This is a genomic window from Bacteroides sp. AN502(2024) (assembly GCF_041227145.1).
In the GTDB taxonomy this organism is placed as follows: domain Bacteria; phylum Bacteroidota; class Bacteroidia; order Bacteroidales; family Bacteroidaceae; genus Bacteroides.
This window is the reverse complement of record NZ_JBGFSP010000004.1, coordinates 1-19911: the sequence shown is the minus strand read 5'-3', so window position 1 is coordinate 19911 and position 19911 is coordinate 1. Positions and strand designations below refer to the sequence as shown.

20 protein-coding genes and 3 pseudogenes are annotated in these 19911 nt (G+C 46.0%); 8 read left to right on the top strand and 15 right to left on the bottom strand.

Translation table 11 applies throughout. The features are described from left to right. Positions 1-304 precede the first annotated feature (304 nt). The 4 genes from AB9N12_RS14905 to AB9N12_RS14890 all read left to right on the top strand — a co-directional run bounded on the left by AB9N12_RS14905 (position 305) and on the right by AB9N12_RS14890 (position 3960). On the top strand, positions 305-757 hold the full coding sequence (locus tag AB9N12_RS14905; protein ID WP_369892912.1) for a hypothetical protein: 453 nt from the start codon (positions 305-307) through the stop codon (positions 755-757). A gap of 98 nt (positions 758-855) precedes the next feature. Continuing rightward, entirely contained in the window at positions 856-1695 is an 840-nt protein-coding gene (locus AB9N12_RS14900) for a hypothetical protein (RefSeq protein WP_369892911.1), read from the top strand. Positions 1696-2015: 320 nt separating this feature from the next. Beyond that, entirely contained in the window at positions 2016-3431 is a 1416-nt protein-coding gene (locus tag AB9N12_RS14895) for a hypothetical protein (protein WP_369892910.1), read from the top strand. Between the two features lie 7 nt (positions 3432-3438). Continuing rightward, entirely contained in the window at positions 3439-3960 is a 522-nt protein-coding gene (locus AB9N12_RS14890; protein ID WP_369892909.1) for a porin family protein, read from the top strand. Between the two features lie 289 nt (positions 3961-4249). Here AB9N12_RS14890 and AB9N12_RS14885 read toward each other — a convergent pair whose 3' ends face one another. Then, positions 4250-5608, bottom strand: a complete 1359-nt coding sequence (locus AB9N12_RS14885; protein WP_369892536.1) for a transposase — start codon at positions 5606-5608, stop codon at positions 4250-4252. 170 nt (positions 5609-5778) lie between these two features. Continuing rightward, positions 5779-6315: pseudogene (locus AB9N12_RS14880) on the bottom strand (mobilization protein); the annotation flags it as partial. 70 nt (positions 6316-6385) lie between these two features. Between AB9N12_RS14880 and AB9N12_RS14875 the strand changes: the two are divergent. From AB9N12_RS14875 to AB9N12_RS14865, 3 genes are all read left to right on the top strand, one after another. Further along, positions 6386-6763 carry a hypothetical protein gene (locus tag AB9N12_RS14875; RefSeq protein WP_369892908.1) on the top strand — a complete coding sequence of 126 codons (378 nt, stop codon included), beginning with the start codon at positions 6386-6388 and terminating at the stop codon, positions 6761-6763. Next, positions 6750-7118, top strand: coding sequence for an IS66 family insertion sequence element accessory protein TnpB (gene tnpB / locus AB9N12_RS14870; RefSeq protein WP_072542649.1), 369 nt, complete (start codon positions 6750-6752; stop codon positions 7116-7118). The genes AB9N12_RS14875 and tnpB overlap by 14 nt, the downstream gene beginning before the upstream one ends. A gap of 78 nt (positions 7119-7196) precedes the next feature. Then, a complete protein-coding gene (locus tag AB9N12_RS14865; protein WP_369892453.1) occupies positions 7197-8762 on the top strand; it encodes an IS66 family transposase in 1566 nt (521 codons plus the stop codon). Positions 8763-8825: 63 nt separating this feature from the next. Here AB9N12_RS14865 and mobV read toward each other — a convergent pair. The 5 genes and pseudogenes from mobV to AB9N12_RS14840 all read right to left on the bottom strand — a co-directional run. Beyond that, a pseudogene (gene mobV / locus AB9N12_RS14860) lies at positions 8826-9661 on the bottom strand (MobV family relaxase); the annotation flags it as partial. 182 nt (positions 9662-9843) lie between these two features. Continuing rightward, positions 9844-10812: a toprim domain-containing protein gene (locus AB9N12_RS14855; protein ID WP_369893271.1), complete on the bottom strand. Its 969-nt coding sequence runs from the start codon at positions 10810-10812 to the stop codon at positions 9844-9846. A 322-nt stretch (positions 10813-11134) separates the two neighbouring features. Then, a pseudogene (locus tag AB9N12_RS14850) lies at positions 11135-12208 on the bottom strand (AAA family ATPase). Between the two features lie 12 nt (positions 12209-12220). Continuing rightward, a complete protein-coding gene (locus tag AB9N12_RS14845) occupies positions 12221-12529 on the bottom strand; it encodes a DUF3853 family protein (RefSeq protein ID WP_005809723.1) in 309 nt (102 codons plus the stop codon). A 446-nt stretch (positions 12530-12975) separates the two neighbouring features. Then, a complete protein-coding gene (locus AB9N12_RS14840) occupies positions 12976-13728 on the bottom strand; it encodes a hypothetical protein (protein ID WP_369892748.1) in 753 nt (250 codons plus the stop codon). 22 nt (positions 13729-13750) lie between these two features. Between AB9N12_RS14840 and AB9N12_RS14835 the strand changes: the two genes are divergently transcribed. Further along, on the top strand, positions 13751-14089 hold the full coding sequence (locus AB9N12_RS14835; protein ID WP_369892749.1) for a hypothetical protein: 339 nt from the start codon (positions 13751-13753) through the stop codon (positions 14087-14089). On the opposite strand, the gene AB9N12_RS14830 is transcribed toward AB9N12_RS14835, so the two are convergent. From AB9N12_RS14830 to AB9N12_RS14795, 8 genes are read right to left on the bottom strand one after another with little or no spacing between them, the layout of a single operon-like run. Continuing rightward, on the bottom strand, positions 14053-15915 hold the full coding sequence (locus AB9N12_RS14830) for a hypothetical protein (protein ID WP_369892750.1): 1863 nt from the start codon (positions 15913-15915) through the stop codon (positions 14053-14055). The genes AB9N12_RS14835 and AB9N12_RS14830 overlap by 37 nt on opposite strands. After that, complete coding sequence (locus AB9N12_RS14825; RefSeq protein WP_369892751.1) at positions 15912-16208, bottom strand: hypothetical protein; 297 nt, start codon at positions 16206-16208, stop codon at positions 15912-15914. Before AB9N12_RS14825 ends, AB9N12_RS14830 begins: the two co-directional genes overlap by 4 nt. A gap of 18 nt (positions 16209-16226) precedes the next feature. Then, complete coding sequence (locus AB9N12_RS14820) at positions 16227-17201, bottom strand: hypothetical protein (RefSeq protein WP_369892752.1); 975 nt, start codon at positions 17199-17201, stop codon at positions 16227-16229. Positions 17202-17212: 11 nt separating this feature from the next. Continuing rightward, a complete protein-coding gene (locus AB9N12_RS14815) occupies positions 17213-18199 on the bottom strand; it encodes a tail fiber protein (RefSeq protein WP_369892753.1) in 987 nt (328 codons plus the stop codon). A gap of 8 nt (positions 18200-18207) precedes the next feature. After that, complete coding sequence (locus tag AB9N12_RS14810; RefSeq protein ID WP_369892754.1) at positions 18208-18702, bottom strand: hypothetical protein; 495 nt, start codon at positions 18700-18702, stop codon at positions 18208-18210. After that, positions 18699-19034, bottom strand: a complete 336-nt coding sequence (locus AB9N12_RS14805) for a hypothetical protein (RefSeq protein WP_369892755.1) — start codon at positions 19032-19034, stop codon at positions 18699-18701. Before AB9N12_RS14805 ends, AB9N12_RS14810 begins: the two co-directional genes overlap by 4 nt. 11 nt (positions 19035-19045) lie before the next feature. Next, on the bottom strand, positions 19046-19537 hold the full coding sequence (locus tag AB9N12_RS14800; RefSeq protein WP_369892756.1) for a hypothetical protein: 492 nt from the start codon (positions 19535-19537) through the stop codon (positions 19046-19048). A gap of 11 nt (positions 19538-19548) precedes the next feature. Then, on the bottom strand, positions 19549-19842 hold the full coding sequence (locus AB9N12_RS14795) for a hypothetical protein (RefSeq protein ID WP_369892757.1): 294 nt from the start codon (positions 19840-19842) through the stop codon (positions 19549-19551). Positions 19843-19911 lie beyond the last annotated feature (69 nt).

Below are 19911 nucleotides of genomic sequence, written 5' to 3'. Positions count from 1 at the left end.
GTGGAAATGGATTTTGGTGGATTGTTACAAGAAATAATATATGGATTGTTTAAATAAAAAGTATCATTTATGAAGAAAATAGTATTTGTATTGTTCGGATGTTTGATTCTCTTTCAGAGTTGTAGTAATGTGTTTTATAACCATGCTAATAAAACAGAAAAGGTTACTGTTAAGGTAAAGCCTTTTAAATAAAATAATTGTTCAGTAAAAATGCGGATCGTTTTCAACATACCCGTTGGAAGGAATGCTATGCCCCGTACAAGACTGAGGCTTTAAATATTCATACAACCAAATATTTGCCATAATGAATACAACAAAATACCTATTGTTATGTATAGCAATAATTTTAATGTTTTCTTGCTCTAATGAAGAGAGAAATAGATTGTCAAGTATTACCCCGAGTCACATAGACCTGTCACCGGAACACCCTGAAGCCTATTTTCAGATAGCATGTGGTGATTACAATATGTATGGATTTATAATTGTGGGACAGGAAGAATATAGGATTACAAAAGGAATAATGTCAAAGGAAGTAACTGTTGTCGAGCTTTCTGACGGAAGTAAGGCCACTTTCCATTGTAGGAATCGCATACTTGTAAAGATAGACTTTGGTTTTATGACCATAAGCAAAATACAAAGAGGCAAATATAAAGTTCAATTGAATAAGAATATTGATATACGACAACCGATTGCCATTTCCTTTGGATTCAGTGTTCCTGGTGGAATATCTACTGTCGTTGTAACCTTGAAACAATAAATACATGAATGGTTATTTGTGATAAAATACCAATTAATTGGTATTTTATTGTACAGGGAAAATTCTTTAATTTACAAAAAAAAACAAACTGTGTTAATATGAAGAAAATATTCATTCTTTTGTTCGTTTCCTTAGCATTATTTTCTTGTGAAAAAGAAGAAAATAATAAAATTTTTAAATATCAGGTGTTACCAAGTGATAACGTATCTAAACCATTTAGTTGCTTGGGGGAGAAACGTACTATTACTTTTACAATTCTTCAAAAGACATTAATAGATGATGTTTTAGATTCAGAGGTTCCGATTATTCCCAAGGATGTTTCGATAGAATTTGATAAAACTCTTTTTTCTGATATAGAGACAAAAGTAAAGGGCGATCAAATTGTATTAAATATAACCTCAAATATTAATAAGGAAGATAAAATTTTGAATGGTGATCTACAGATTTCTTACTCTACTATTAATGGCATAAAAGTAGAAAAAATTCCCCTAATTATAGATAAAGGGAAGTTGACATTTGTGTATAAAATCTATTCGGAACAGAATCCTTTTGTTCTACCAGCTGAAGGTGGGAAATTTGAATTGCCTTTTATTTGTAAAAAACAAACATATTTGAATGATCAGTTTATAGAGGAAACTTATTCATCATTAAATGGATTGAGATTTAAAACGATAAGTACTGGTAATGTCTGGTTTCTTACGGTCAGAAAAGACGGGGAAAAAATCGGTTTTTACAAATTCACTTTTGTGGGAGAAGGACCATATAACCAAAAAACAGATCCAGAATGTTATTTTAACATATATACCCATGATGCAAATTTGATTACAGATAATCCTATGGAAATATTCAGACAAGATTTTATACAACCCCAGACCCCGGGTGAGGATTATTATATATCTCCTCGTTCTTCTTATAAGCATGGTACTTTTGATTTTTAAGGTGTTTTTATTAACTTAATCATGTTGAAATAGTGCGTATATTTGTCGATTTTGCCAATTACCACTTCAAGGTAATGAGGCATATTTAGGTTTAATTCTTCAAGGAGAGAATATTAGAAAGTATAGTTTTATACCTGTTTTTTTGTTTTATTAACTTATTAGTCGTAGGGAATATTTCCAATAATTCTGTCTTGTTACTATCATAATAACGAAAAAAAGAATAATAAAATTTTTATTTGTGTCGTTTCTTGAAAATTGTATTATAATGAATTTATGAATAAGTTTATTTTTTATTTTATTATACACTAAATTATTATTTTATGAAAAAACCAATTGTAACCTGTTTTTTAGGAAGTTTATTCCTATTATTTGTATCGTCTTGCACCGATGATTCAGAGTTGTCAAATGATTTACCTACTCCTTTGCGGTCAACATCTTCTTTCTTGGCATTTTCAAATAAGGAAGAACTTAAAGGTATAATAGAGAATGGCCAACCTCTAACAAGAAGTGTAAATGCAGAATTTATTTCTTTAATGGATGTAGTAAATGAGGACGATTCAATTTTATCTCAATTTTCTATTGAAGAGAGAAATTATATAAAAGAGAATGCTCTTTCGTATTATGATGTATTAGAATATGAAGATATTGTTCCTAATGAGAATTTTGCTCGTTTGTTGAATTCTAAGGGGGAAATTCAGGTGAATGATTCTGTTTATAGAATAACACACTTTGGAACTCTTTGTACTAACTTACGGAATGTTGGAGAGTTAGAGGTAGCATATAGGCAATTGCAAGAAGATGCGGTTAAATTTACAGTTGACAGTCATGTGATACCAATAACTCCAAATGTCAATTTAATTAATTCATACGATTCTGCTTCTGGTTATGAAGAATCAGGTGAAAGCGATAACAATGATATTTCTGTAATGACACGAACCGTGACGGAAGCCATACCTTATCATACTTTTCCACACTTCTCCAGCGAGAGCCATACCGCTGTTGGTAAAGTTTTAGGTAAGATTTTTGGAGATAGGTCTGTTAAACATCATAATTTTATGAAAGGATTTAGAGTAAAAGGCTCTTTATATGATTATGATTATGGAGTATATTCTGAAGTAGGTACTTATGTTGCGATGAGAAAAAAGAGAGGAGGGTTTTTAAGAAAATTGAATGGTTGGAAGGGAGTACGTGCAGAAGAACTTAGCATAACATATAGAGGTATTGTTTTAGAGATGAAAACTAAACTTCCCAATACTCTTCAAATACCTAAAAAGCCCACTCTTTTACGTGAAAATGTTCGGTTAACGATGAATGGAATAGGTAAACAACTATTCTGTTTAGATATATGTGGTTTAGAATTTACGGATAAAGATATAATGAAGTTTGCAGGTATGGGTTTGAAAGCTGCTATCCCCGAACTTAAAAAACTTTTAGGGGTAAGTGTTAGTAATAAAACGCAGGCCATACGTATTTTAACGCAATCTAAAGTATATGTTGTTATTTTTGATAATCAAGTGAATGAATATAACACAGAGCAAGTCAGAAAAGTTTTTAGTTCGGGAGTTAAATTTTATGTTTCAAGTGATATTATTAAAAATCCATTTTCATTAAAATCGGCTATTGATTTTATGAATGGATTGCGGGAGCTTCCAGTGAAGCGTATGGTAGCTGGTGAGGTTATCCTTGCTGGAAAAATTAATAATAGGTGGGGTGGTATGATTATTAAGAAAAAATAAATTGGTTATGAAAAAAGTATATATGTTACTTCTTTTGTTATTTATATGCAATATTGGGCTGGTGTTAGCACAAGGAAAGAAATTTAGATTTGAATTAGGCGCCAACTATCCAATTGGGCTACAAAAGAATGGATATAAGGAAAATCATGTTGGGTTTTATTTAAATGGAATATATAGGTTTTCCACCAATCCGTTAAGTGTAAATCTAAAATTAGGTTATGAAAGTTACACAATTGTACTGAATAATACTTCTAATTCTCCTTTTAATGGACGATCTTTATCTCTTATGCCGACAGCTAATTATCATTTTTTACGGAATGAATCTGTTGATTCCTATGTTGGTTTAGGGACTGGTGTTTCAATTGATAATATAGATGTGGGAGTTTTCAATGAAGGTCATAAGTTTCACTTTGCAGTGGCTCCACAAGTCGGTATTAGATTTATAAACCATATAAATGTATATTTACAGTATTATGTGACACATAAAGATTTTTCCAGGTTGGTATTGGGAGTTGGTTATGTTTTCTGATATTGTCCGAGTGAAGAATAGATTTCTCTAAATTTGTTAGATTTAGAGTGTCAATTTGCATTTAACAGGTGCCAGTAAAAGTATATTCTTTTACTGGCACTAATAATTTGGAATATTCAGTAAATGTTCCCCCCAAATACCATGGCATATGAAGATGATAGAGTATAATCACTTCATATGCCATTATTATTGTCATTTTTCTGTATATTCTCATATACTCTTATCTGACAATACATGAAGTTCCGGAAGAAGTCTTCTGACCTCTTCTGATTCTTTCAGTAAACTCATATCATGCAGCTTTCCCCGTTCTGTTCCTGATCTTGTCAATCACCAGTATGGCATTTGCTGTATGTATTCCGAAGAAAATCCACAGGATTTCCGTCTTCTTGTTCCTTGCCTTTATCCTTGCGAGCGAGTAATGTTGCTTTTGAGTGCCGAAGCTTCCTTCAAGCCGTGTGGCCCTTTCTTTTGAGAGTTCGCTTCTAAGCAGCTTCCTCAAAGGCTCATCTTTGCCCTCCCTTCCCTTGCGCACAAAGGATGTGGATATCCCATATTTAGTACAGAACTTTCTGTTGGCATTATTGGCATATATGGAATCGGCAGCCACACATCTTACCCTTACATTCATCAGCTTCTGCTGCATACGGATACAGTCCTTCAAGCGTATCCCCTCATTGAAAGCCTTGAACGAGAGGTGTTCGATGAACGATATGCCGTCTATCTGTATATTATTGACCTTTGCACCGAACTCGACGGACTTGGTTTCCTTGCCTCTGACGATGGGACGTACATAATGACGGTCGATGCTGATGATGCGGTCACTGACTTTTCGCCCTTCAAACATTTCCTTTTCCTGTACAAGCACCTTTCTGATGATGGAAAGACGCTTATGGTAATCCTGCGTATATCGGAGTAAAGCACCGTACTCGCTATGGAGCCCATCCCTTTGACTGAGGAGCTTTTCAAGAAGCTTGATCATACGGCGCTTAAGCATTCTTGTCCTTGAAGCTCTCCTCTTTCTTTTCTTGCAGTAGGACAGATAGGATTCCGCCACATTCCTGTATTTGTTGCGCGGACGCCTTATGCCCAGATCCCTGCAATGCCGGCATATATGCCTGTAGAGCCATTCGATGCTTTCCCAAAGGAGTTTCATGTCCGTAGGAAAACGCATGTGGCTCTCATAGCATGTGGCATCGGTCATGCAGACGTGAAGGTTATCAAGATAAGGTTTCCAGTGTGAAGCCAGGATCTCCTGGAAAGAATCAATGTCAAGGCGGGATGCTATCTCATTACGGATGGCACTGACTATCTTGAAGTTGGTTATGGGAAGGGACGGGGGGATCATGATTCCACAGAACATCTGGTAGTGTATGTTCCCGTTCAGATGTTCCACCAGTTTCCTGTCGGAGAATCCGGTGTATGCCTTCAGGACCATAAGGGCGATCTTTGCGGAAGGACTGAATATGTTCCTGCGGCCCAAACGTTGTTCAGACAGGCCTGCGGCTTTTGCCATACGATCAAATGGAAAGACCGAATGAAGCCTGCCAAGCTCACTCTCATGAAAACTCTTGCGGTATTTTTCCAGAATATCAAATTCTGTAAAGCCCAAAGTTGGGTGGATTTCTGAAATTTTTTGTATCTTAGCCATATCTTAGTTGGGGAATTTCCCCCGTTTGGGCCGTCAAACCTTGTTTTCGGGGGAATACCTAAAGATACTAAAAAGCCAACTAATTCGCAATAATTTGTGTATGAATTAGTTGGCTCATTTTATAATATTTAATGAATGTCCCTAATTTATAGCCTCTCGTTATTAAGTAGTTATATTTTCAATCCTTTTCGTTGCTTGTTTTCAACAGGTGTGTTTAGCCCTAACTTTTCTTTAATTTCCTGAAATTTCTTCCTGAACCAATCGAGTATGGGTATTCCGTCAATGCACAGCCTGAATTTTCCTTTCTCCTGCGGGTTCCTCTCCACTGTTGCCGTTGAGTGCTCCGTCCTGAACTTCTCCTTGTACTCCTTTGAATAGAGCCTTCCCTTGAACTCCACGGGTTGCAGTCTGACAATTCGTCTTGTCAGTTCTTCGGTGAAGCCCACTTCCCGACATTGTTCTGCTATGGGCATCAGTTCCTTTACGATAGGGAAGTAGGTGTCTATCAGTTCCAGCCGATTGTCGTATTCTGCGATTTTCTGCCGGTAGCTCCGGTCAACTCTGTTTATCTCGCTGCTGTGACGGTTTTCCATTTTTGTCTGCTCCCTCTGTTCGGCTTGCACCTGCTTTTGCAGATTCACAATGTTCCGTTTCAAATTTTCATTCTCCGCTTCCAGCCTCTTAACCTTGCTGCCTCCGAAAAGTGTAAGCATTCGGTAAACCACGTATTTTCGTCTCCACCTTCCATCATTAACTTTACGTCCAAAAAGCCAAGTTATGATGACACGAGAAGAAGTAGTAGAAATAATGAACTACTGCAAAGAGCACAAAGTGACTTATAAGTCAAGATTAGAGGAACTCAATATCCCTGTATGGCGGTTTTATGACAGCAAATCCCGTTATGCCGCCGAGCAATCATCTGGTAAAACGGCTCAAGGTGAGTTTATCGAGCTTCCGCATAGCGGATCTTTTGTTCCGGTTCCTTCATTTGCCGGTACAACCGGACGGAAACAGAAAAGTACACCGACCACGCCAAGCGGATTGAAAGAGATAGAAATACGTACACCGGCCGGTAGTGCCATACGCATTTGTGGTGAGCTAAATGAAAAGGAACTGTTTTCAATCATCCGGTCCTGCAGCCATGTTCAGCCTTAATGACAGTATGCGCTATCTGTTGTATAACCGCCCGACTGATATGCGCAAAAGCTTCCATACCCTCAGCGGTATCATCACCGACGCCATGGGTCAGGACCCCTGTAACGGCAACGTGTATATCTTCATAAACCGTGCCCGTGACCGTATAAAACTCCTGCATTGGGAGCCTGGCGGCATGGTGTTATATTCCAAACTTCTGGAAGCCGGTACCTTAGGTAAACCTGATTCTGCCAACGACAATGAGGTCTGTACAAATATAGAATGGCGGGAACTTGTCATGATAGTGGAGGGTATCATGGAAGCCCGTGACTCCCGTCGCACGAGACTTGAAAACCTGCAGAAACTTCGAAAATAGTATCGGATTTTTTACTCTGTTTGCTTTTGTATGTCATTGGATTTTAGTATATTTACATTGTGAAAAAATGAGATGCAGATGCTTACGGAGGAACAGGAAAAAGCCTTATTGGAAGAATTAGAGCAGCTCCGTCAGGATAAAGCGGCGCTTATCAGCAGGGTTTCCTCACTGGAACAGTCGCTGTACTGGCTTCGGAAAAAAGTCTTTGGCCGGATGAGCGAGAAGAATCTTCCGCTTGATCCCAACCAACTGTTCCTGTTCTCAAAAGCTGAAATGTCCTCCATGGAAATATCCCGGATGGAGGAGGAAGTCCGCAAAAGCGATGAAGAAATCACCAGAACCATAAAAGTCAAGGAGAAGCCGGCCCGCAAGCCCTTGGATACATCTTCTCTTGCGGTAGAGGTTGTTGATCTTTACCCCGAAGGGACAACAGACGAGGAAGGCAGGCTTAAGGATGATTTCATTGAAATCGGAAAGGAAGAGAGTTCACGCCTGGAACGTGTTCCGGCAAAATTGTATATCCTGAAGACTGTCCGTCACAAAGTGATAAGTAAGTCCGATATGGAGAAATACCCCGAGGAAAGACAGATCCTGATTCACCCTCTACCTCTTGTTCCGGTCAGTAAATGTATGGCAGGCGCCTCGGTCCTGACAGACATTATCATCGGCAAGTTCATGTATCATCTCCCGTTCTATCGTCTGATACAGCAGTATCGCGAATCAGGAATCAGCATAAGCGAATCTACCATGTGCGGATGGTATGAAATGGCGGTGGAGAAACTCAGGTTGCTGTACAACCTGCTCAAACAGAAGATACTCTCCAGTGAGTATATACAAGTGGACGAGAGTGTCATTCCTGTGCTGGACAATGAGAAACATAAGGCGAAAAAGGGGTATGAGTGGTGCGTACGCGACGGCATCACGGGGGACGTCATGTTCCATTATGACCGTGGCAGCCGTTCGGGGACTGTAGCCCGTGAACTGCTGGGATGTTACCATGGCATTGTGCAATGTGACGGCTATGCAGCTTACGAACAGTTTGAGCAGGTGAAAGGAATCACTATGGTCGGCTGTTGGGCACATGTCAGAAGGAAGTACGTGGATGCCCTGGAAGAGAACAGGACCCTGGCCACACAGGCAATACACTACATCGGCAAGTTGTACAAGATAGAATCTGAAGCCAATGATGCAGGGCTCACAGCTGAAGAGCGTAAGGAAAAACGTATCAGTGAGGCCTATCCGCTGATACTTGAATTTGAAAAGTGGCTGCAGGACACCTATCTTAGAGTGCTTCCTAAAAGCCGTATGGGTAAAGCCATCGAATATACGTACACGCTCCTTCCAAGACTTTCCAGATACGTAAACGACGGAAGAATCGAAATTGATGACAACCGTATAGAAAATGCCATAAGACCTTTGGCTTTGGGAAGAAAGAACTATCTGTTCTGCGGAAACGATGCATCAGCATACAGGGCTGCCATCGTATACTCACTGATTTCAACCTGCAAATCAGCAGAAGTAGACCCCAGAATCTGGATGGAAGATGTCCTGAGCAAAATTCCATATTATGAAAGGGATGAGAAGAATATGGAAGAACTTCTACCACGTAATTGGGTAAAATCCAATCAAACTTGTTCCGAATAGATACTATTAGTTCCGAATCGACTACGAATAGCACCGATTCGGAACTAATTTCACAAAAATTGCAACGTGGTTTACCGAATGCTTACCGAAAAGTGAGCTCACCCCGTCCGCTATGGCTGTGGTGGCGTTCACCGCCGCCCCTTCATTTTCTGCACGTTGATTTCCCCCTTTACCTGCTTCAGCTTTTTCATTGCTTCCTCTTCCAGCCCCAGCAGGTTTTCTATGTTCTCTTGCAGGCTGTCCTGCTGCTCCACCAGCTGCTTGTAGTATTGCATGGTGGAAATATGCCTTGCCAATGAGCCGTCCACGCCTCTCTGCAAGCCGTACTTGTTCATGGCTTGGGCATAAGTGTCCTGATAGTGTTTTAGCCTGTGCCTTGCCATTACATCATCTGCGCAGAGCCTCACGTCCTGCGGGTTCTTCTTTCTGTACTTTTTCTTCCCGTTCTGTTCTTCCTGTCCGGCTTTCCTTCGCTCTCCGGTCACTATCGGTATGCCTGTGGCGTGTATGTGCGGTGTCTTCTCGTCCATGTGCAGTACTGCCGATACGAGGTTCTGCACCCCGTATGTTTCCCGGATCCATTTCAGACTGTCGTTACACCAGTCTTCAATCCGTCCTTCCGCTTCCATTTGCTTCATCTCCTTGTTGCTTCCGGTAAGGAGTATCCGGATTGCCTTCACCTGATTGGCGCTCACCTTGCGTCTGATGCCTGCCGTTTCTATCCGGGGTGCTATCGCCTGCGTGCGGTTTCTCACCCCTTCGGGAAACTGTACGAGCTCCCGGTTCAGGTGCGTGCGTGTTCTGTCCGCATTCTTCGGGTGAACGGTGCGCTCTATGTGTGCGGACATCCTGCTGTCCGTCCCTTTTGCCTTTTCCAGATGCAAAACTGCATATCCCATAACTGTCAATAATTTCAGGTTAATACTTCCCTTGCCTTGCCTTTATGCCGCATGGCAGACGGGGTTTCCAAAGGGGCGGCGCCCCTATGGCTCGTTGGGGCTTTTTAGCAATGTGTGCATTGCGTTAAGAAAAAGCCCTAATGAGCTATGACTTTTTTAAAAGTCATCCGGTGGCTGTGCGGCTACATCCTGATCCCTTTGCCTTTCTTCTTCGGCTGCTCTGTCTGCCGTTGCCTTTTTCCCGCTTCCGGTTTCTCTTGCTGCCGTTGCGCCTGTCCTGACCTTTTACCCCGCAGGAAGTCGTTCAGATCGTTGTACCCTTCGTATATGTGCGATGCGTCCCGTATGCGCAGCCCGTACTCTTTTTGCAACTCCTGGACGGCCTCCATTCCCGCCTTGTCGTTGTCAAGGAAACAATGGATGCTTTCATAACCGCCCAACGGTCGGATTGCTTTGGAAAGGTCGGAAGTCGAGTTCAGTACGATGTAGTCCTGCCCGTCAAGTTCGGGACGGTCGGGACACCTTTCCAGCCGCAGGGTGAGGAAAGAGAGGTAGTCCATGAATCCCTCGAAAATGTAGCATGCCTCCTTCGGCTCCGATTGCCGTATATGGGTGATGTCCTTCGGTGCTATGCATCCCTTGAAATGCTTGTTGCGTATCTCGTATCCTCCCGAACGGTTGGGGAAGCCTATAGCATAGTATGGGGTTTCCCCGGTCAGATAGCGGACCTCCCTGCATTCTCTTTTTGCCAGTTCCGTATTTATTCCCCTTTGCCGCAGGTAGGCATACAGGGCGGGAGAGGAGAGCGGTACTACCTCCAACTGCCGGAAACTCGGCTTTGATAAGGGTTGCTTGCCAAAAGAGAAAGAGACCGGGCGCACGTTTTGTGCCTGCTCCCTTATCCTTTCCAAGAGGTAGGGCAGACTGTCGGATGCGTATAGCTCCTGTGCCAGTGCGATGATATTACCACCTTTGCCTGTGCCAAAATCATACCATAGGTTGCGTTCGGTGTTCACCTTGAAGGAGGGTTCCTGTTCGTCCCTGAACGGTGAGTTGTACCATAGACTACCACCCTGTTGCCTTACCGGACTGTATCTAAGACTGTGCAGATATTCCTCTATGCGTATCTGCTTCGCTTCATTCATATTCATCATATTTCTGTTTTAAGTAGATATTGTTTTTGGGTTTTTCGCCCGTACCCTTTCATGTGTTACGGGCTGCATCCGCTTTACTTTACTTTGCTATATATATGCCCCTGGCTAAAGTAAAGCGGTTTCCGGTCTGTGCCGTCATGGTGGAGGTCGGGTATGAGACCATACCCTTTTCCGTACTGTCATACCGTTGTTCTTGTCAAGTGTGAATATTATTTTTTTCGCCCGTATCTTTTTGTATATTACGGGCTATATCTACTTTACTTTACTTCCGTATATATATGGTACGGGACTAAAGTAAAGTGGTTCCCATACAATACCGCTAATAGTGAAAATCGGGTTTGAAGGTGTATTTCCTGCCGTTCTCCTGTACTATCATCCGTTTGTTTTTCAGTACTGTAATGAGGTCTGTCAGCCTGTTTCCCCCAAGCATGACACCGACAGAGGCGTAGGTTTTCCTCAATTCTTCCGCAAGCTCCTTGTAGCCGTATTCATCTTTGAGTGTGAATGCCGCTTCCAGTGCGATGCGGTGCTGCTTCTCTGTGATGTCCTTGTAGGGGTCGAACTTCTCCCTTTTCCCTTTTCCCGGATCCTTGTGTTTGAACAGGTATTCGTCCAGCAGTTCGGGCAATGCCTCCCCGTTGATGCGGAATGCGAACGGTTCGAAGTTCATCGCCCTGATATGTGCTGCCTTGACCGTACTGATGTCGGGGGCCTTCTCGTCCTTCTCCACTTGCAGCACTGTTTCGGCCTTGTTGCTAAGCTCCGTTCCGATGTGTCCCCTTGCGTTCTCGTCCCCCTTGTTCTGATGCAGTATGGTGTGTATGTGTATGTGTCTTTCCCCCGTCCATGTCATCAGCAGGGAGATTACCTTCGTGGACTCGCTGGGGCTGTTGATGTCGTACACCATATCCCGTATTCCGTCAATGACTACCAGCCCTACATTTTCGGTGCGGTAAATAGCCTCCCTCACGATTGCTATTCGTTCCTCGGGCGTGTACTTCCTTAGGACAAGGAATTCAAGGTCTTTATGGTTCCTGCCTGTCGGCAGTCCCGCCATACGCAATATTCTTTTTGCCACTTTCGCACAGTGGTAGGAACTTTGTTCGGTATCCACATAGAGTATTTTCCTCCTGTTTTCGGGCAGTTCCGCCGTGTAGCTTAGCACTGTCCCGTTTTTCAGTGCAGCCGCCACGATTGCGTAAACATTGAACGTTTTCTTGCTCTTTGCTTTTCCGATTGATGCGCTGAAGTTCCCCAGCGTGCCTATGACGGAACCGTGTACTTTCAGTATTTCGGGTGCCCTCTCGTAGTCTTCCGAAAGGTCGAGCCGTGAGGCTTACCACAGTATCACCGCCGCTTCGGGTGTGACTTCTTTTCTTTCTCTGTACTCCATGTCCGTACCTCCTTATCTGCGTCCCCCGCTTTTGTGTCCTGCCAGTTCGAGTGCCATGTCCGCATCTACGATGATTTTGCGTCCTATCTGCGTAATGGCTCTGTCTATCTTCCCGCTTTTCTTGATGCGGTTTGCTGTGGGCATACTGCACCCGAACAGGCGTGCTATGCCGCCTATCCCGTACACGTATTTCTTTTCCGTATCGGCTGCGGGCTGTGCTGCTCTCGCTTCCCTTTCCTGAAGGGCGTGTCGGTTCAGTAATATGAATTCCTCTCCCGTCATCTGCCATACGGGCTTTGATAAAAGTTCTCTGATTTCCATGTTGGAATGAATTTAACGTTTGTACTGTAAGCCCTGCGCACGGGCTTTTTTGTTTCGTTCGAACAGTGCAAAGTTAATCCCGGATACGGGTGGTAAGGATGTGGATAGCGTGAATGGAGTATCACGCTATCTCACTAAATATCAGAAGATAATAAAGAGTGGTGAAAAATATTTCGGGTGGTAATATAATCGCGAAAACGAAACGTACAATTTTCTAAAACGAAACGTACAATTTTCACTATTTTTTCAGCCCATCAAAGCAAAGGCATTTAATCACCATTCAAGCGGTAATTAAATGCCTTTTGAACATATGCAAAAAGCGCGAAAAACGTTGTTTTTCATCTGCATTTTGTCTGCACTTTATTTGTTCAATTCGTAGAAAACCACTATCTTTGCTTAGTAATTAAGAGATCGTTTTGCATAGGTTTGCCCCGTTAGCAAGCCTTTTATGTAACCAGCTTATCAAGCAGGCGAACAATGTTTGCCTTTATCTTGTGCCTGTCTCTTTGCCACTCTATTTGTTCCATCCCTTTGTCATATTCGGGATAAGGCTTTTCTTTCATCTTAAACTGAAAATGCTTGCACAAAGGATAAATGTAACGGTAGGTTTTCACCACGAACACATCCAGGTCACCAAGCAAGAAGGCTACATTTGAACGCACGTAGCCGGATGGTGATGTCGTATTTGTGAGTATTTGGTTATGGATAAACTCGCCCGTTCGCCTATTGCGCAGAAAACGCGTGTAATGAAAGCCGTAATATTTGAAGTTGGCCGCCTTGTAAATTGTTCCGCAGCCTAAACGACCATCGGCGAAACTTTGTATAGCCACGATATTCTCATCCATTTTGCGGATCAACTTGATGCTGGCGGCAATTAGCACGGTTTCCGCATTCTTCCCGAGGCAGTCGCCAATCCACAAACGGTTTAATTCGCATATCCACGCTTTCGGACTCGGGTGATGGAATAATCTTACTTTGGGATTCTTCATGTAACCGTAAACCGCAACACCGAGGCATTTGTCCGGTTCATCGGCGCGGAAGATACTGAAGTTAAACACTCCAAAGCCGCCAAAGTTCCATTTATGGGAATAATGGTGTTCAAGCACCATTTGGCGGGCAAGTTCCTTTGTCACGGGTTTGATAAGCAGGTCGCCGAGCGATGAGGTTTGTTTCAGGACAAACAGATTTTCTTTAATCATTCAGCATATTGATAGCGTTTTAATGTTTCATGAATATTTCCCTCACGATCCTTTTGCCGGGTGGCGCACGATGAGTGGTTCCTGCGGGTTGTCGGGTGGAGCCGTGATAGCGACGAACGATCGCAAGAGATACGGTGACTGTTCCGGCGCATGGCATCGGGCCACACTCCGCACGTTGAACGAGCGGATGATACCGTTTTTTCTTTCTTCATCCCCCGTCGCCATGTGGACATGGAGCGCAAAACCGCGCAGCATGGCGGAATCATCACGGACTGTCCGCGGTGATGCGCCAATTGAGAATGTACGGATGATCGGTTTCATTGCTTACTGTTTACGGGCTATTATTTTAAATTGGCAATAACGGTCGTTCATCACACTCTTGCACAGTTTTTCGGCGTATCCGCCATCGCTTTGAGGCTGATAGGAGCGGTTGTTACCCGAGGAGACGGGGATGCCGTCATCATCATACTGTACCACGCCGCCGGACTTGCAGACAAAGTAGTCGCCGAAGAGTTGTGCGGGTATCCACGGCTGTGCGGGCACCCGTGTGTCGTCGAACATGATGGCGATGCGGTATTCGGGATCATCGGCGGGCGGTATGAATGTGTCGGTATCGTTGGCCGCCACGAAACTCTCGTCGGGCACAACGGTCCGTCCGCGGTATCGGATGGGGCTCTCACCCGTGTTGAGATAGACACCACCGCTTTGCAGGGAGTCTGCCGCCTGCAGCGTGGAGAATATGACGGGGGTCGAGCGCAGGTAGCACACGTTTTCGATGTTGGGGTCTTCGAGTGTGTGAAGTGTACCCGTATCCGTGCCGTTAAGCCCGGATACGAACGTGGTACCCTCCTCGTCAACCGCCAGCACGTTTCCCGTGACATAAACGGCGTTGCGGTATGCCACGTTTCCATCTACTACGTACCGGCCTTGCGGCAGGAGGTCTCCGGGGGCGAATGTGCGGTCGGTCACGGGGCGGTCGTTGAGTACGATGCCGTGCGAACCGAACAGGGAGGTGAACGATGCGAGTATACCGGTAACGGATGCCCGTGCGGTGTCGAGTCTGATGATTTTACTGAGCACTTCGCCCACCGTGTCGCTGCTTGTCTCATCCAGACAGATGGCTCCGCCTACAATGGTGAGTATGCCGGCCGCACTCTGCTCGTCCCATGTGCCGGCTATACCTATACTGTTATCCATGATGGGTATGGAGAGTGCGGGAGGCAAGGCACCCAGATAGGAATCGGTAATGCCCGGCAGGAATCCGGCGGGATTGGCGGCCGGGCTGTCGGCTCGAAGTGTCAGATCACCTGCTCCGGGATTGTTAAAAAGTTCTTCCGCCGTTTGCGCTGTGAAGATGCAGCGGGTGAACACGGGCATGAGTTCCTCTCTCACACCCCGTCCGCGGCATTGCCCGAGCAGACTGTCACGTCGCGCTTCTCCCCCGGATGCTTCGGTAATGAGTTCCTCACCGTCGAGGAACCAGCGGCAATCGGCAGTGAACAGGCACTCCTCGAAACGCAACGGTTCGTCGGCGTAGAAATCGCACCGGGCAAGAATGCTTGTACGGATAATTTCGATGCCGTACGATTCCCGCCTACGGTGTCCGATGGGGACGTTATGGACAGTGAAGTGAGACACTTCTCCATTACCCGCATAGCATATTTTCCTATCTCCGCAGATCTTGGGGCTGTCTATCACCACATGGTGTATGCCTCTTTTCCCGCCGATGCACCCCATGTATAAGGGTGAGTTGCGTATGATAACGCTATGGTCGCCCACACCCCATGAGTGCTGCGTCCACCCGAAATATCCTCCCCAGGCACGTCCCACCCCGGCATATCCCCATGCGCCGTATCGTATCATGGCGGTGTAGGTGGCCGGCGCGCAATTCTCCACGATGATGTCATTCAGCGTGAAGCCATGAATGAGATAGGTGTCTTGCCCGTCGAATGTGGCCGCTCCCATGTAGTCTCCTTGTATGCGGGTATCGTGGTCTCCATCGGACATGTCCTCGCAGAATCGTCCTCGGCAGATGATTTCTTTCGCCGCGGTTCCGTGTCCCCTATACGCCTTTCCCAGTGTCTGATAGGGATTATCCGGGGTTCCTGTGCCGATGAGGTCGTTTCCCGCGTATGAGTCCACATAGACACACCGGGCGTTTCGTGTCCGCCACAAATAAGGTCTCATTCCTCACCTCCTTTCACCGTTTCCACATTGATGACATCCCCGCGTCGTCCCCATGTGGGTTGTTGCGGGTCGATATACTCGCGGCGGATGGTTACACGCCACGCCTTATTTTCAATCACCCACCTTATGGGGCGCCCGAACCGGTCGGTTTGAGGCATGACCTTTCCCGTTTCTTCGGTATTCATGGCCAGAAGAGGATAGATTTCTTCGTATATCCACCTCATGGCGGATTCGGTTTGCGAAGTGTGGGGGTCTGTCTGCCACGTCACTCCTTCTTTTATTTTGATTTCCATTCGATATTGGTTTAGAGATTATACATCAGAGGCACGCCGGTGAGGCCGGCTCATCACACATCTTATTCCGACGGCCGCCGCGGCTTCGTTGACGCGTTGGATTTCCCATGTGGCGAGTTGTCCCGGTTCAATCAGTATCGCCTGCGGGTTTTCGGGATCGACCTCCCGGCGTACCGTGTTCCCGGCGGTTATCCACAGGTGTGCCACGTTGAACAGACGCACCTCTTTCATCGTCACCGCATACGCCTCCATGTTGACATCCTGAATGGCGACTCCCGTCTGCCCGAAGTCGAGCGTGTAGCTGCGGTCGGCAAGCGAGTCGCGCAGGTTCTCGAGGGTCTTTCTCAAGCCTTCCTCGGCATCGGTGGCACGTTTTGTCTCATCGCTTATTTCTTCGTGACAAGCGGTCGCGATGGTTTTCCGTAGTTCTTCCAGCATGCCGGTCAGCGTCTCCGCATCGGTCACCCCTTGGAGAAACGCTTCCATCTCCCGCCATCGGTTGATCGTACTGTCGGCCGTGTCCTTTGCTTCCAAAAAGGTCTTAATTGTATTCGCCAAAGCCCATAACGTGCTGTAATTCGCGCCCAAAGCGGAAAACGTGCTTTCCAGAGAAGCGCAGGGATCCGTGGGGTGCAGACACCCTCGCAGGCTTTCCGCATCGGCGTTGGCCGTGTCGATCTCCGCCTGCTGTCGTATGTCCGTGGCTTGCAAGTCGTCCATGTCGTCCGAAACGCGCCTGAACTCTTTCTCGGCCACGGCTGTATGTTGGTCGAACTCCGTGCGCAGCATACTGTGTCTTTTTTCCAAAGCCACACCGGAGGAGTGGTCGTATTTCGCATTTAGCTGTTCAGGGAGATCCTCCACGTTGGCAAGGGGCAGTTTGTCTTCCGTCTTATGCAGAAAACTGTCTATCCAGTCCGCGAACTGTTCTTCAATCGGGTATTTTCCGCGTTTGAACCATTGTTTTAATGTTGAACGTAATCTGATAGCCATTGTGATATTATTTATTTAAGTCGCATGATATAAGCCAGAACATAATACGGGGGACGGTTTTCATGTTGCGCACCACCGCCCTTGCCTTCCGTGTCATGCCTGTAATAGAACAGATGCTTGTTGTCATAATCCGTATCATTTGACCCGATATTGTTGTTCGTCACGATGGTGTCGTAGTTCTGGCCGTCGTGGGCTTCCGGATAATAATAATCCTTGAACGTATGCGCATGGTTCGGCATTTCATTGATGGTAAGGGCATGTTTTTTCTCACCGCCTGCCGTGCCTTTCGTCTTGTAGTCATTATCACTGTCGTGGTAGCCCACGACAAAACGGCCGCGCAGATCGGGAAGACGGAAAAAGCCGCTGGTCGTAGTGTACCGTGTACCGTTGGCACTGTAAGCATTGTTAAAGGTCGTACCCAAAGCCTTGTACAGGTCGGGATAGTCCTTTGTGCTTAATTGCCGCCCGTCACAAAGGGCGTAACCGTCAGGCTCGGTTTTTCCCGCCCATAGCAGCACGATACCCAAAGGTGCGGGGGTGAATTTTGCCGCCTCCTCTTGCAGGTCTTCTTTCAGGTCGGCAATAGCCTGATTAAGTGCGTCAGAAGTCTGCACATTCTTGAAGTCCTCCCATCTGAAATTTTCATAGCCCACACCCGCGGCAAGCGTCCGTTTCGTGTAGGCTTTCGGATAATCGTATCCTTGCGCCGTCACGGGTATATCCTCTTGTTTCACATACATGCCGCTGCCGACCGCACCGCCCTCGAAACGCAAAACTTCACCGGCGGGAAAAGCCGCCGTCCGTACAAATACATAACCCTCGGAACGCTTTGTGCCGTCCTGTGAAAGGTCGCAGCCGCGCAGGATTACTTTGTCGCCGGCGATGTTGCCCAATATAGCGACAAGCGCGATATTGGTCTGCAAGGCGTCCAGCGTCTCACAGTCCAGCGGAAAATCCTTGTTTCCCTGTGTCAGGTAATTACCTGTGATTTTATCCATTATCTTTTTTATTTGTAGTTTATAGTCCAACGTTTTGAAGCAAGTTTGTAAGTGTCCACGATTGCGTTCATACGATTTTCATCCACCCGGTCGCGCAGGCTTATCGGTACCGTGACCCAAAAATCGTAACCATTCACACCACCGAAGCCGCGGCGGTTAAGGATAAAAGCAGTTCCCATGATATGCGAAGGTAGCAGTATGAACCGCTCCTGCTCGCGTTGGAAAATGCGTTGTCCCTGCAATGACACGCTCCATTCGTCCTCCACCAGAATACGGCGTTCCACAGGGTCGAACGTGTCATTCAGGACGGCACGCAGGTGGCACACCTGCCCGTTATGCGACAGCCTGTATTGCTTATCCTGACGCCAGCGCATGAAATTTCCGTAAACGATGTTCACACCCTGCACCATGCTTTGCGCAAAGGCGGCAATCAGAGGCCTGCGGTAGTGCGTGGGCAGCAACAGCAACGCCAGACGTTTTATTTTAAGGTCATAGAGGCTCATTTGTAAGGTGTCATGTTAAGTTTGATATTTCCAGCTTTGAAATAACCCGACGCAGGTGTGTAACGGGCGTTTATCTTCGTGGGCGTACCCTCGCCGCTTACCATCGTTTCAGACCCGCGCAACTCGACAATGCGCACCCCGTCGATGGCTTGCAGACAATCCACAAGTGCCATGTTGGTGTATTCACCGTTGAAAGGCAGGTTTTCGATATAGGCGATAATGGCTTCACGGCAGGCCGTCTCGACATTTTCGGACAGCAGCATCGCGTCAAAATATACGTCCGCCTCGCAATTGAATGCGTCAGGAGGCCGGTTTACGAGGTTCACACGCACGCCGGCGTCTTTTATTTCCGCAATGTAGGCCGCAAGCTGCCCCTCCGTATCGGTATCGAGCGGCTGCCGCTTTCCCCGGCATCACCCGCCACCTTGATGGTAAGGATGGAGGCATCGGCATTTTCTGTGGCCGCGGCATATTTTACCACGTGGGCGGTCTCGATGTCACCGTCACTCATGCCCTCCGTGTCGTAGTGATCCGTATCGGGAACGAGGGTTTTGTCTTTTATGAAACCCAGCACCTTGTCCCTGTACCATTTGGGGCGGTGAGGCATGATAGCCTCGATGCGTTCCTCCACGTCCTTTTTATGCCTGTCAAAAAGGTTTTCAAGTACCCATGTGGCACAAGCCACGATATAGAACAGCAGGCTCTCAACGCTTACCTTGCTGAAATGCGAGGAAAAAGCCGTCCCCGTCTCAAAACCATAGGCGCGCGCAACATCCGAATTGCGCATGAAGTCGGTCGTCATACTGTCTTTTATGTCCGAGATTGTTCTTGCCATATCCCAATTATTTAGCTTACAATAAAATCTATTTCTATTCCCATGAAGTTGATGCCCTCCTGTGCGAGTGCGGCCATTTCGTCCGCACTCAATGCCGTGGCGGGTTGCAGGTTCTGCACACTGTAACGGCGCACCGTGTCGGCATTTTCGACGGCAACCGTATCAAGAACCTGCCCGTCCTGCAAGGTATCTGTCAGGCTTATGCCGTTTGCTTCGGAAAGCCTGAAAGCGGCTTCCATGCTGCCCGAAGTCTCCACGGCCATGTCGAGCAGGCTCTGTCTGTCCTTTACTGTTACTTCCATCATTCCACTGTTATAATGTTATCTTCCGTTATGCTCACTTTCCGGACGTCAAGCCCGCAGGCCTCCAGCATT

Excerpts from the sequence above, each read along its gene's own strand:
- AB9N12_RS14840 (WP_369892748.1), bottom strand. The coding sequence starts at position 13,728 with ATGATTAAAGAAAATCTGTTTGTCCTGAAACAAACCTCATCGCTCGGC.
- AB9N12_RS14855 (WP_369893271.1), bottom strand. The coding sequence starts at position 10,812 with ATGAATATGAATGAAGCGAAGCAGATACGCATAGAGGAATATCTGCAC.
- AB9N12_RS14865 (WP_369892453.1), top strand. The coding sequence starts at position 7,197 with ATGCTTACGGAGGAACAGGAAAAAGCCTTATTGGAAGAATTAGAGCAG.
- AB9N12_RS14890 (WP_369892909.1), top strand. The coding sequence starts at position 3,439 with ATGAAAAAAGTATATATGTTACTTCTTTTGTTATTTATATGCAATATT.
- AB9N12_RS14830 (WP_369892750.1), bottom strand. The coding sequence starts at position 15,915 with ATGAGACCTTATTTGTGGCGGACACGAAACGCCCGGTGTGTCTATGTG.
- AB9N12_RS14875 (WP_369892908.1), top strand. The coding sequence starts at position 6,386 with ATGATGACACGAGAAGAAGTAGTAGAAATAATGAACTACTGCAAAGAG.
- AB9N12_RS14825 (WP_369892751.1), bottom strand. The coding sequence starts at position 16,208 with ATGGAAATCAAAATAAAAGAAGGAGTGACGTGGCAGACAGACCCCCAC.
- AB9N12_RS14815 (WP_369892753.1), bottom strand. The coding sequence starts at position 18,199 with ATGGATAAAATCACAGGTAATTACCTGACACAGGGAAACAAGGATTTT.
- AB9N12_RS14845 (WP_005809723.1), bottom strand. The coding sequence starts at position 12,529 with ATGGAAATCAGAGAACTTTTATCAAAGCCCGTATGGCAGATGACGGGA.
- AB9N12_RS14835 (WP_369892749.1), top strand. The coding sequence starts at position 13,751 with ATGTTTCATGAATATTTCCCTCACGATCCTTTTGCCGGGTGGCGCACG.
- AB9N12_RS14900 (WP_369892911.1), top strand. The coding sequence starts at position 856 with ATGAAGAAAATATTCATTCTTTTGTTCGTTTCCTTAGCATTATTTTCT.
- AB9N12_RS14895 (WP_369892910.1), top strand. The coding sequence starts at position 2,016 with ATGAAAAAACCAATTGTAACCTGTTTTTTAGGAAGTTTATTCCTATTA.
- AB9N12_RS14885 (WP_369892536.1), bottom strand. The coding sequence starts at position 5,608 with ATGGCTAAGATACAAAAAATTTCAGAAATCCACCCAACTTTGGGCTTT.
- AB9N12_RS14800 (WP_369892756.1), bottom strand. The coding sequence starts at position 19,537 with ATGGCAAGAACAATCTCGGACATAAAAGACAGTATGACGACCGACTTC.
- AB9N12_RS14810 (WP_369892754.1), bottom strand. The coding sequence starts at position 18,702 with ATGAGCCTCTATGACCTTAAAATAAAACGTCTGGCGTTGCTGTTGCTG.
- AB9N12_RS14905 (WP_369892912.1), top strand. The coding sequence starts at position 305 with ATGAATACAACAAAATACCTATTGTTATGTATAGCAATAATTTTAATG.
- AB9N12_RS14820 (WP_369892752.1), bottom strand. The coding sequence starts at position 17,201 with ATGGCTATCAGATTACGTTCAACATTAAAACAATGGTTCAAACGCGGA.
- AB9N12_RS14795 (WP_369892757.1), bottom strand. The coding sequence starts at position 19,842 with ATGATGGAAGTAACAGTAAAGGACAGACAGAGCCTGCTCGACATGGCC.
- tnpB (WP_072542649.1), top strand. The coding sequence starts at position 6,750 with ATGTTCAGCCTTAATGACAGTATGCGCTATCTGTTGTATAACCGCCCG.